Source organism: Bacteroidota bacterium (genome assembly GCA_039821555.1).
In the GTDB taxonomy this organism is placed as follows: Bacteria; Bacteroidota; Rhodothermia; order Rhodothermales; family Rubricoccaceae; genus JBCBEX01.
Window position 1 is genome coordinate 181,356 of the sequence record JBCBNX010000004.1, and the last position, 11,848, is coordinate 193,203.

At 69.8% G+C, this 11,848-nt stretch carries 8 protein-coding genes; all 8 read right to left on the reverse strand.

Features of this window, described 5'->3' with window-relative positions:
* Positions 1 to 6: 6 nt before the first annotated feature.
* Positions 7 to 936, reverse strand: a complete 930-nt coding sequence (locus AAFU51_06735) for an ABC transporter ATP-binding protein (GenBank protein MEO1570948.1) — start codon at positions 934 to 936, stop codon at positions 7 to 9.
* 66 nt (positions 937 to 1,002) lie between these two features.
* Positions 1,003 to 1,851: a helix-turn-helix domain-containing protein gene (locus tag AAFU51_06740; protein MEO1570949.1), complete on the reverse strand. Its 849-nt coding sequence runs from the start codon at positions 1,849 to 1,851 to the stop codon at positions 1,003 to 1,005.
* Positions 1,852 to 1,919: 68 nt separating this feature from the next.
* Positions 1,920 to 3,689: a gamma-glutamyltransferase gene (ggt, locus tag AAFU51_06745; protein ID MEO1570950.1), complete on the reverse strand. Its 1,770-nt coding sequence runs from the start codon at positions 3,687 to 3,689 to the stop codon at positions 1,920 to 1,922.
* Positions 3,690 to 3,775: 86 nt separating this feature from the next.
* A complete protein-coding gene (locus AAFU51_06750) occupies positions 3,776 to 6,235 on the reverse strand; it encodes an ABC transporter permease (protein ID MEO1570951.1) in 2,460 nt (819 codons plus the stop codon).
* A 62-nt stretch (positions 6,236 to 6,297) separates the two neighbouring features.
* Entirely contained in the window at positions 6,298 to 6,738 is a 441-nt protein-coding gene (locus AAFU51_06755; protein MEO1570952.1) for a nuclear transport factor 2 family protein, read from the reverse strand.
* 66 nt (positions 6,739 to 6,804) lie between these two features.
* Positions 6,805 to 6,936, reverse strand: coding sequence for a hypothetical protein (locus tag AAFU51_06760; protein MEO1570953.1), 132 nt, complete (start codon positions 6,934 to 6,936; stop codon positions 6,805 to 6,807).
* A 25-nt stretch (positions 6,937 to 6,961) separates the two neighbouring features.
* Positions 6,962 to 9,367: an FtsX-like permease family protein gene (locus AAFU51_06765; GenBank protein MEO1570954.1), complete on the reverse strand. Its 2,406-nt coding sequence runs from the start codon at positions 9,365 to 9,367 to the stop codon at positions 6,962 to 6,964.
* Between the two features lie 22 nt (positions 9,368 to 9,389).
* Complete coding sequence (locus tag AAFU51_06770; GenBank protein MEO1570955.1) at positions 9,390 to 11,792, reverse strand: ABC transporter permease; 2,403 nt, start codon at positions 11,790 to 11,792, stop codon at positions 9,390 to 9,392.
* Between the last annotated feature and the right edge of the window lie 56 nt (positions 11,793 to 11,848).

Sequence of the window (11,848 nt, forward strand, 5' to 3'; positions counted from 1 at the left end):
AAACACTCACGCGGTGGCCTCACGAGAAGTGGCCTCACGAGAAGTGGCCTCACGAGAAAGGGTGTCGGCACGGGCCGCCTCGTTCATCAGCACGAGGTAGGCGTCCTCCAGCGTCGGCGTGACGGGGCGGAAGCCCTCCGGCGCGCTGCCGTCGGGGAGGTGGAGGCGGAGGCGATGCTCCCCGGCGACGAGGTAGGCGCGGGCGATCTGCCCGGTGTAGCGCGGGAGGTCGTCCGGGCGCGCGGTGCCTTCGAAGAGCGCGCCGTCGAGGCGGGCGAGGGCGTCGGTGGGCGTTGTCTCGGCGATGAGGCGGCCCTGGCGCATCACCGCGAAGCGCGGGCACAGCATCGCCACGTCGTCCACGAGGTGCGTCGAGAGGAGCACCACGCGGTCGGCGGCGAGGTCGGCGAGGAGGCGGTAGAGCCGGAGCCGCTCCTCCGGGTCGAGGCCCGCCGTCGGCTCGTCGACGATCAGCAAGTCCGGGTCGCCCGCGAGCGCCTGCGCGATGCCGAGGCGCTGCCGCATGCCGCCCGAGTAGGTCTTCACTTTGCGCTTCGCCGCGGCCGTGAGGTTGACGCGCGCCAGCAGCGCCGCCGCGAGTTGTTTCTCGCTGGCCTGGGCGTGCACACCTTTGAGGCGCAAGACGTGCCGAAGCATCGCCTCCCCGGTGAGGTTCGGGTAGAAGCCGAACGCCTGCGGGAGGTAGCCGAGGCGCGGCCACACCTGCTCCGGGTGCGCCGTCACGTCGATGCCGTCGAACGTCACGCGGCCCGCCGTCGGCTCCAGCAGCCCGGCGAGGATCTTCATCAGCGTCGACTTGCCCGCGCCGTTGGGGCCGAGCAGCCCAAACATCCCGCGCGGGATGGTGAGGGTGACATCGCTGAGCGCGCAGACGGGGCCGGGGTAGACCTTGGTAAGGCCTTCGAGGTGGAGCATGAGAGACACGGGTGAGGGGCTCAGGCGCGGCGCAGTGCCCGCAGCAACATCGGGTGACAGGGGGCGCTATGCCTTGTAGATTTTCGTCACGGGTGCGTGCTCGCCGTGGGCCGCTTCGCCGACAACGGGTGCGGTGGCGAGGGCGTGCAGCGCGGTCGGCGTGAGGCCCGTGAAGTGCCGCACGTCGCGGATGAGGTGTGATTGATCGTGGTAGCCGAAGTGGGCCACGAAGTCGAGCCAGTCGGGTGGAAGGTCGGCGCGGGACGGCAGCGCATCGAGGACGTGGCGGAAGCGGTGGCGCCGGAGGTAGCGCTTCGGCGGCAGCCCGCACGCGGCCCGGAAGTGCCGCGCGAGGGTGCTGTACGAGAGCCCCGTGAGCCGCGTCAGGTCGGCGACCGTCGTGTCCGGGCGCAGCAGCGGCGCGACCTCCGCGACCACACCTGCTCGCCGCGCGTCGAGGCGAGACCGGAGCCACGCGTCCAGGACGGGCGCGATCCGGTCGGGCGGACACGCGTCGAGGTGGCGTTCAAGCGGAGCGAGAGCCTCCCCAAAGAGATCGTGGGCCGCGACGATGGTTTCGTCCGCGAACGCTGGCAGCGGCACGGCCGCGAAGGGCGCGAGCGCTGCCAGTCCCCGCGCCTGCAGCGTCACCACGATGGCCCGTTCGACGCCGCGCGCGTCCACCGTGAGGCCTCCATCGATATAGCCGAACGCTACGCTCTCGTTGACCTTGATCCGGCGCCCGTGGTAGTGCAGCACCAGCGTGCCGCGTAGTCCCAGCACAAACTCCGCAGCCAGCGATGGGAACGTGTGCACCGGTTCCGGGCTGAGTACGAGCCCATGCCGTGCGTCGAGCACCCAGTAGGCTTCGATGAAGCGGCGGAGGTCGGTATCCTGGGGAGAAAAGCGGGGCATGGGGAGAAGGGCCTCGGTGCCCTACGCCCCCGCTTCCGGCAGAGTTACGGCCCTTTGTACCCCAGCACTCAGTAGCCCATCGCCACGTCCTCGCCGCGCGGGTCGGCTCCGCCCAAGAGCACGCGGCGCGTCTGCTGCGCCTCGCCGTCGGTGAGCCCGGACGGATCCACGACCGCTTCCGTCTCTTCGTAGGCGACCACGATGCCGTCGGCACGGCTCCAGCGGCGACCCTCGTCGAGCGTCCAGCCGCGCTGCTGAAGTGCCATGGCTACGTCTGCCGCGAGGGCGCGGTCCTCGGCGAAGAGCACGTCGGGGAGCCACTGGTGGTGGATGCGCGGCGCCGCGACGGCTGCCTGGATGTTCATGCCGTGGTCGATGGTGTTGAGGATGACCTGGAAGACCGTCGTGATGATGCGCGCGCCGCCGGGCGAGCCGATCACCATCTGCAGCCGCCCGTCGGGGTCCTCCACGATGGTCGGCGTCATCGACGAGAGCATCCGCTTGCCAGGCGCTACCGCGTTCGCCTCGGAGCCGACAAGCCCAAACATGTTCGGCACACCCGGAGCCGCGGCGAAGTCGTCCATCTCGTTGTTGAGGAAGAACCCCGCACCGTCCACTACGACGAGCGAGCCGTAGCCGCCGTTGAGCGTCGTCGTCGTGCTCACCGCCATGCCGTCGGCGTCCACGACGGAGTAGTGCGTCGTCTCGCTCGACTCGCCCGCGAGGGGATCGCCGTAGGTCACCGTCTCGCTCGTGTCGGCGCGATGGGGATTGAAGTCGGCCATCCGGCCGCGGACGTAGTCGACGCTGGTCAGGTCGGTGACGGGTACGGGCGTGAAGTCGGGGTCGCCGAGCCACTCGGCGCGGTCGGCGTAGACCCGGCGCATGGCCTCGGCCTGGAGGTGGATCGTGGCGCTGGAATTGAAGCCCATCGCGCCCACGTTAAACGGTTCGACGGCGCGGAGCAGCTGCACCAGCGCCACGCCACCCGACGACGGTGGCGGCATCGAAATCACACGGTGGCCGCGGTAGGTCCCTACGACCGGCGCGCGCTCGACGGCGCGGTAGCTCGCGAGGTCCCCGTGCGTGATGAGCCCACCGCCCCGCTGCATCTCTTCCACGATGAGGTCGGCCGTTTCGCCGCGGTAGAACCCGTCGCGACCGTCGTCGCGGATGCGGCGGAGCACGTTGGCGAGGTCGGTCTGCACAAAGAGGTGAGCCTCGGCGTAGCTGCTGTCGGGTGCGCTCGTGTTGACGAAGTAGCGTGCGGTGCCCTCGAAAGCGGAGAAGCGGGGGCGGTAGAAGGTGAAGCGCGCGGCTTGGCGGCGGCTCAGCGGAAAGCCCTCGGCGGCGAGGCGGATCGCGGGCGCGAGCACGTCGGCGAGCGGGAGCCGACCGTAGGCCTCGTGCGCCTGGAGCAGCCCGGCCACGCTGCCCGGTACGCCCGAAGCGAGGTAGCCGCGCTGCGAGCGCTCCGGCACGAACACCCCCGTCGAGTCAAGAAACATGTCGCGCGTGGCCGCGGCGGGGGCCGTCTCGCGGTAGTCGAAGGTCGTCGCGCTGCCGTCGGGCTGGCGGATGACCATGAAGCCGCCCCCGCCGATGTTGCCGGCCACGGGGAACGTCACTGCGAGCGCAAAGCCGGTCGCGACCGCCGCATCGACGGCGTTGCCGCCCGCGCGGAGCACCTCCAAGCCCGCCTCGGCCGCATGGCGTTCGGCGGCGACGACCATCCCGCTGTCGGCCCGCACCGGCGGCGGCGTGGCCGACACCTGCGCGGCAACCCTCGGCGACGAGAAGACGAGCAGGACGAGAACGAGCAGCAGACGAGAGAGCATGAGGCGACGGGCAGCATGAGGTGAGGACGCCGCCAACATACGCGTCGCGTTGGGGCGCCCGGTCGCGTGTGCTCGCACGCCACGTCCTACTCTGCCCGAAGCGCCTTCACCGGGTCGGACGCGGCTGCCCGCCACGCCTGCACGCCGACCGTTCCCAGCGCGATCGTGAGCGCGAGCACACCCGCCGCGACGAGCGGTGCTGCCGAGAGGGGCACGCGGTAGGCGAAGCCGTCGAGCCAGGCGTGGAGCCCGAACCAGGCCGCCGGCGCCGCGACCACGAACGCCACGGCTACGAGCACCACGAAGTCCCGCGCGAGCAGCCGTACGAGCCCTGGTACGGACGCGCCGAGCACCTTACGCACGCCGATTTCCCTCGTCCGGCGCTGGATCGTAAACGTCGCGAGGCCGAAGAGCCCGAGGCAGGCCACCACGAGCGCAAGCGCCGCGAACGCCCCCACGGCCGTCGCTAGCCGCGCCTCGGTCTTGTAGAGCGCGTCGAGGTTCTCGTCGAGGAAGGTGTAGCTCATGGGGCGGACGGGCTCGTAGCGCTGCCACAGCTCCTCGACGGAGGCTATCGTGGCCCGGGCATCGCCCGGCGCGAGGCGCACGGCAGCGAACGCATACCACCATGGCTCCACCTTCACGACGAGGGGCCGCTGCGCCCGCCGGAGCCCCTCCATCTGGAAGTCGGCGACCACACCCACGATCTCGTCGTCGGCCAGGGTGTGCCCGGCCGCCACGTTGCCGAGGAAGCCCAGGTCGCGAGCGAGCGTCTCGTTGATGAGCAGCCGGTTGGTGTCGGGGCGCCCCTCGTCGTCCGAGGCGAGGTCGCGTCCCTCGACGATGGTGACATCGAACGTCTCCGCGAAGTCGGGATCGACGAAGAGGCTGGGCACCTGCACGACGTCGGCGTCGTCCGTGGAGCCGTTGGGCGTGCCGAAGCCGCGGATCGGCGCGTCGGCGCCAACCATATCGGAGACCGCGGAGGCATTCACCACGCCCGGGACCTCGCGGAGGGCGTCCTTGAACCGCCCCCAGTCGTCCTTGACCGTGGTGCCCCGGATCGGAATCATCACGATCTGCTCCTGCTCGAAGCCGAGGTCTTTGGTCTGCAGGAACCGAAGTTGCTGCACGACCACGGCGGCTCCGGCGAGGAGCGCAATGGTGACGATAAACTGCCCGACGACGAGCCCGCGCCGCAGCCACGCCGCGCCCCCCGCGCCTCGGCTGCCCTTGCCGAGCAGCACGTCGGCAGGGCGGAAGCTGCTCAGCACGAACGCAGGATACAGCCCCGCCAGCAACCCAGTCCCGATGACCAGCGCGGCGGCGAACGCCAGGAACACCGGATCAAGCAAGCCAACCAGCGGTACGGGCGCGCCAACGATCCGCTCGAAGCCGGGCCGCGCGATGGTCGCGAGCAAGAGGCCAATGCCGCCAGCCACCGCGCTTGCCAGGAGGGCCTCCGCGAGAAACTGCCCCGTGAGCGCCTTACGGCCCGCCCCAAGCGTGCGGCGCACGCCCACTTCCTTGGCCCGCAGCATCGAGCGGGCGGTGGCGAGGTTGGTGTAGTTCACCACCGCGAGCAGTAGCACAAACACGGCGATCCAACCGAAGAGCCGCACGGTCTCAGAACTGCCGACGGGGCCGATCTCCTGGTAGAGCTCGCGGAAGCGCGGGTCGCGGCGGAGCCGGAGGTCGGTGAGCGGCTGCAGGCTCAACGTGAGGCCACCCAGCAGCACCTCGGGGAAGTACTGGTCCACGAACCCAGGGAGCACATCGCGCTCGATCGCCGCAGCGTCCACGCCCTCGTCGAAGCGGACGTAGGTGTGAACGGGGTTCCAGTACCAGCCCTCGAAGCTCAGTTGGTTGCCTGTCGCAGCAAAGATAGCCCCAGTCTGCAGAACCGAGGCGAGCGCATCGATCTGGAAGTGGGCGTTCGCAGGCGTGTCCGCGAGAATGCCGGTAACGGTAAAGGCGAGCGTATCCTCGAAGACGAGGGTGCGTCCGAGAGGGTCCGCTTCGTCGAAGTATTTCCGCGCGGTCGCCTCCGAGAGCACGATGGTCTGGGGCTCGGCGAGCGCCCGGTCGGGATCGCCGCGCAGCAGGGTGAAGCCGTCGAAGACCTCGAAGACCGTCGGGTCGGTGAAGAAGAGCTGCTCCTCGTAGAACCGGCGTGGAGCCTGGCCGGGCGCATCCGGCTGGCCGGGCGCATCCGGCTCGTAGGCCAGCAGCGGCGTCTTCTGCCACGTCTGGTAGAACCGCACTGCCGTCACACCCGCGATGTCGGCCTGCATGGTCGGGCCGACTGGCCACTGCACGGCAGCCGACTGCTCCTGCATCACCCCATTCTCCTCGTAGAACTCCGTCACGCGGTAGATCTGATCGGCCTGCTCGTGAAAGCGGTCGTAGCTCTGCTCGTGCCGCACGAAGAGCGCGATCAGGAACACGCACCCCAGCCCGAGGGCAAGCCCTCCGGCGTTGAGCAGCGACGTCGTACGCTCCTTGGCGAAGGCGCGCAGGGCGATGGTCAGGAGGTTCTTAAGCATGGGTCACGAGTTCTAGGCCGGAGGTTGAAGGTCAGCGGAGGCAGCGCCTCCGACGTGCGACCTCACTTCGAAATCCGCTGAAACGATTTGTTCACGATCAGCCAGCGGTCGCCGACGCGCAGCAGCGACATGTAGTCGACGAACTTGACGGTCGGGTAGTCGAGCTCGATCACGCCAATGGCCGCGTTGCCGGTGACCTCGATGCTCACAATGCGGCGCTCGCGCTCGGCCTCGTCGGGGGCGGGCTCGCCTCGAAAGGCGGCGGCGAACTCGGTCGCGGTGCGCTGGCGCACCTCGCCGTCGACGATCCAGAACAGCTTGGCATCCTCGTGGAACGCCTCGCGCATGAAGTCGCCGTTGCCCGTGGCATGGCCTTGAAGGTAGAGGTCGAGCGCGGCGCGCACCCCGTCGAAGTCGGCCTGGGCGACCATGTCCTGAGCGGACGACGGCGGAGCGAACACCAGCGGAGCGAGGAGCAGCGAGAGTAGGAGGAAAGGGCGCATGGCAGAAATCAAGGGCAGTGGAGAAAAACGGAGGGCACGGGAGGAATCATAGCGAAACGAACGCACTTAGACGGGATCGTCGGCGCGCTCGACCGATCGCCAGCCCCAGTATGTTGCCAGCCCCAGTGTGTTGATGGCCGTGTAGGCAGGCTGGCGGCGGAGGCTACCGAGCGTGACGGGGAGGTGGTTTGTGGGCATGGGTTCGCTGGGTGTCGCGGATCGCCTACTCGTGGCGCAGCGTGTGGACGGGGTCGGCGGCGGCCGCGCGCAGCGCGTGTAGACTGACCAGCGCCGCCGTGAACGCCAGCATCCCGAGGGCTAGGCTGGCGAAGACCTCAGGGCGGATGGGGGCGGGATAGGCGAAGTCTTCGAGCCAGCGCTGCGCCAGCACGACCACAACGGGCACGGCCACGACGAGCGCAAGCCCAACGAGCACGACGAAGTCGCGCGCGAGCAGCCCGACGAGGTGGCTCACGCGCGCGCCGAGCACCTTGCGCACCCCGACCTCTTTGCGCCGTTGCTCGGCGGCATACGCGCTCAGCCCCAGCAGCCCGAAGAGCGCAAGCAGCACCGTCACGAGAGCAATGCCCCCGACGAGCCCAGCGAGCGTGCGGTCCTCGGCATATTCCTCGGCAAACGCGGCGTCGAGAAACTGAGGCACGAAGGGGACTCCGCCCGAGGCTTCGTCCCAGACAGCCTCCACGGCAGCGAGGCCGCCCGGAAGGTCGTCAGCGTCGAGGCGCACAGCGAGGAGCGACTTGAAGGGAATGCCGTCGCCGAGCGGAATGAAGCTGAGCGCCGAGATCTCGCGGCGTAGGCTCGCGAAGTGGAAGTCCGACACTACGCCGATCACCTCGATGCCGGTGTCCTTGGCGTGGGAGCGGCTGATCTGCTGGCCGATCGCGGTGGCGGGGTCGTCGGTCATCAGCCCGAGATCGCGCGCGGCCCGCTCGTTGAGGATAGTCACGCTGCCCTCCTCGCCGGGGCGCAGCCAGCGGCCTGCGCTCAGGCTCAAGCCTGTGGCGTCGAGGTAGGCCGCGTCCGTCGAGATGGTCCAGGCTTGCGCGTCGTCCGAGCGATCCCCGGCGGTGTCGAGGGGCGAGAAGAGTGCCAGCGCGGCCACGTCGCCGGGGAGGCCGGAGGCCACGCTTACGGCCTGGACGGAGGTCAACGGGGTCATCGCGTCGCGCAGCACGTTGCGCTGCCTGGCTATCCCGAGCGCGTCCAAGTCAAACACGACGGTCTGGTCGCCGCGGAAGCCGAGGTCGCGCGTCTGCGCGTAGCGGAGTTGCTCGGCGACCAGCACAGCCCCTGCGAGGAGCACGGCCGTCGTGGCGAACTGCACCACGACGAGCGCCTGGCGGAGGCGGCGCCCCCCGCGTCCGTGCAGACGCTCGCCCTTGAGCACAGCCGCCGCGCGGAAGCGAGCCAGCGTGGCCGCCGGGTAGGCCCCCGCGATCAGGCCCGTCCCGACCACGACGCCGCCCAATATGCCAGCACCCGTTAGCCCGAGGCTGCCCAGGGTGATGGCTTTGCCTGTAAAGGCATTGAAGAGGGGAAGAACCGCCGCTGCCAGGGCGAGCGCGACCACCCCGGCCGTCGCGGCGAGGAGGAGCGACTCGGCATAGAAGTGCCCGGCAAGCTGCCGTCGTCCGGCGCCGAGCACCTTGCGGACGCCGACCTCGGTGGCTCGTCGGACGGCCAAGGCCGTGGCGAGGTTGGCGTAATTGATGCACGCCAGCAGGACCACAAGGGCCGCCAGCGTCGCAAAGAGGCTAAGCGCCTCGACGCCGCCGAGCTGGCTGCCGTAGTGCAGCTGGAGGAGCGGAGTCAGAAACACGCCCACGAACTCTCCAAACGGGCGCGGCTCCGTCTCGGCGCGCTGCTCCAAGAGGGCGACTAGGGCCGTCGTATCAGCCATGGCAGACAGGCGCAGGTAGGTTTCGCCACCCTCGCCCAGGGCTGCCACCACGCCGTCGTGCGTCTCGATGGGCGTTGTCCCCGCCACGATGAGCTCGTAGCTGAGGGACGAGGTTGCAGGCGGATCGGCGAGGAGGCCCGAGATGGTGACGGAGAGGGGCGTCACCTCGTCGAGCTGTCGGGTCATGTACCCTGTCCGCGTCACGTCGATCGTTTGCCCGATCGGGTCTGCCGTGCCGAAAAGCGTTGCCGCGAGCGACTCGGTGATGAGCGCCGCTCCCGGCTCAGCCAGGGCCGGAACCCCTCGGGCAACCGGGACGGTCAGCACGTCGAAGAGCGACGCGTCCGCGAAGACAAGGTGCTCGATCTCGACAGCCTCTGCGCCGGTGCGCCGGGCGAGGGCGGTCCCGTCCCATTCCCACACGGTCGCGGCCTCGACACCGGGAAGGTCCAGGCGGATGGCGTCCAAGGTTGCCGTGTCAGTGTTGGTCGCGTTGATCGTCATGTCGCCGACGCGAACCTGCTCGCCTAGGCGGACCACCTGCTCGGCGTGCTCGTGGTGGCGGTCATAGGCCCGTTCGTCGAGTACGTAGAGCAACGCCAGGAAGCAGCAGAGCAGCCCGATGGCCAGGCCGCCGACGTGGAGGGCCGTGGTGCCCGGACGCCGGCGAAGACGGCGGAGCGCTACGAGGAAGTAGTTCTGGAGCATGGGCCTTCGGAGACCGAAGTGGTCACTCGTGACGGAGTGTGCGGACCGGGTCAGCGGTGGCGGCGCGGAGCGCGTGGACGCTCACCGTCGCCGCAGCGATGAAGAGCATGGCGATGGCAAGGGCTACGAAGACCTCCGCGCGCACCGGAGCCGGGTAGGCGAAGTCGTCGAGCCAGCGGCGGGCGAGCAAGACCACGACGGGCACGGCCACCACGAGCGCGATGCCGACGAGCGCCACGAAGTCCTTCGCGAGCAGGCCGACGAGGTGGCCGACGCGCGCGCCGAGCACTTTGCGCACGCCGATCTCCTTCGTGCGCTGCTCGGCGGCATAGGCGGAGAGGCCCAGCAGCCCGAAGAGCGCGAGCAGCACGGCCACGCTCGCCACGCCGCCGACGAGCCCGGCCAGCGTGCGGTCGTCGGCGAGCTGCTCGGCGAAGCGGTCGTCGAGGAACTGCGGGGCGAACGGCGTACCAGGGGCGATCTCGGCCCACGCGGCTTCGAGGGCGTCCAGGTGGCTGCGGAGGTCGTCGGAAGCCAACCGCACGGCGAGCAGGTTGTGGTAGCCGACTTCGTCTTCGGCAAAGACGGCCAGCGGCTCGATGTCGTCGCGCAGGTCGGCAAAGTGGAAGTCGGAGAGCACGCCCACGACGGTGTGGGACGCACGGCCGTCCAGCGCCTGCCCGAGGGCAGCCTCGGGGTCGTCGGTCATGAGCCCCAGGTCGCGCGCGGCTGTCTCGTTGAGCACCACGGAGCCCTCCGCCTCGTCGGGCCGCAGCCAGCGCCCGGCGACGAGGTGCAGGTCCAAGGCGTCGGCGAGCCCCTCGTCGGCCTCGATCATCCACGTCTGGATGTCGTCCGGCGAGCCGTGCTCCTGCCCGGTCGGGGCGAAGGTGGTCATCGTGTTGACGAGGCCCGGCACGCCCGAGGTGAGGCTCGTCACCGTCGTGGCGCTGAGCGCGTCGAGCTGGGTGCGCAGCGCCTCACGGTCGGCGGCGAGCCCGAGCGCGTTGAGGTCAAAGAGGACCGTCTGGTCGCCCGCGAAGCCGAGGTCGCGCGTCTGCGCATACCGCAGTTGCTCTGCGACAATGGCTGTCCCGCCGAGAAGCACCGCTGTCGTGGCAAACTGCACGACCACGAGGCCCTGGCGGATGCGCTGGCCACCGCGCCCCCGGACCGTGTCGCCCTTGAGCACCGAGGCGGGGCGGAAGCGCGCGAGCGTGAGGGCCGGGTAGGCTCCAGCGAGTAGCCCGGCGCCGAGCACGACCCCCGCAAAGGTCGCCAGCAGCCACGGCTGGAAGGCGCCCAGGCCGATGGCCTTGCCGAGAAAGGCGTTGAAGCCAGGGAGCACCACCGAGAGCGCGGCGAGCGCAACGAGGGCCGCCGCGCCAGCCAGCAGCAGCGCCTCGGCGAAGAACTGCCCCGCGAGTTGGCGACGCCCTGCGCCAAGCACCTTGCGTACGCCCACCTCGGTGGCGCGGCGCAGCGAGAGTGCCGTTGCGAGGTTGGCGTAGTTGATGCACGCCAGCAGCAGCACCAGCGCCGCGATGGTGGCGAAGAGGACCACGAAGCGCACGCCGCCTGCGCGCCCCGTGCGGTGAAGGTCGAGGAGCGCGATCGCCCGCGCCCCAGCGAAGGTGCCGAAGCCACCTTTGTCGGTGTCGAGCAACGCTGCAACGCCCGTCCGAAGCGCTGCGGAGTCGGCCTCGGCGCGCATCCGCACGAAGGTGGGACCACCGCCGGCGAGTCGGGCCCCGCTTCCGCCGCTGCGGTAGGTCACCGGCGTGAGGCCCGAGATGAGCAGGTCGTAAGCGAGCGTTGAAGTCGCAGGCGGGTCTGCTGCGACGCCAACCACCGTGAGCGCCAGCGGGGTGTCGTCCTTGATGCGGAAGCCCGTGCGAAGCACCTCCAGCGGCTGGCCCATCGGATCTGCCCCCCCAGCGTCGGGGTCGCCGAAGATCCGCACCGCCATCGACTCCGTGAGAATGACTTCGTTGGGCGCGCGGAAGGCCTCCGTCGCATCGCCGCGCACGAGCGGGAGCGTGAACACGTCGAAGTAGGCGCTGTCGGCGAAGGCAAGCTCTTCCACCGTCACGCCCTCGCCCCCGGGGCGCCGCGCGATACCGGACTCGTCGTCGAGCACGGTCACGGCCTCGGCGGTCGGCACCTCACTGCGCAGCGCGGCCACCATGTCCTCGTCCATGCTCATCAAGTTGATGGTCATGTCGCCGAGTTGCCGCGCCTGCGCGAGTTGCACGATGCGCTCGGCATGCTCGTGGTGGCGGTCGAAGGAACGCTCGTCCTGGACATAGAGCAGCGCGAGGAGGCAGCACAGCAGTCCCACCGCGAGGCCGCCGACATGCAGCGCCGTTGTGCCGGGCCGGCGGCGCAGGCGGCGGAAAGCGACGAGGAGGTAGTTCTTGATCATCTCGGGTCGGGTGTCAAGAGTCGTGGGTATCGGGTCGTCTCAGGCCTGTGACCCAG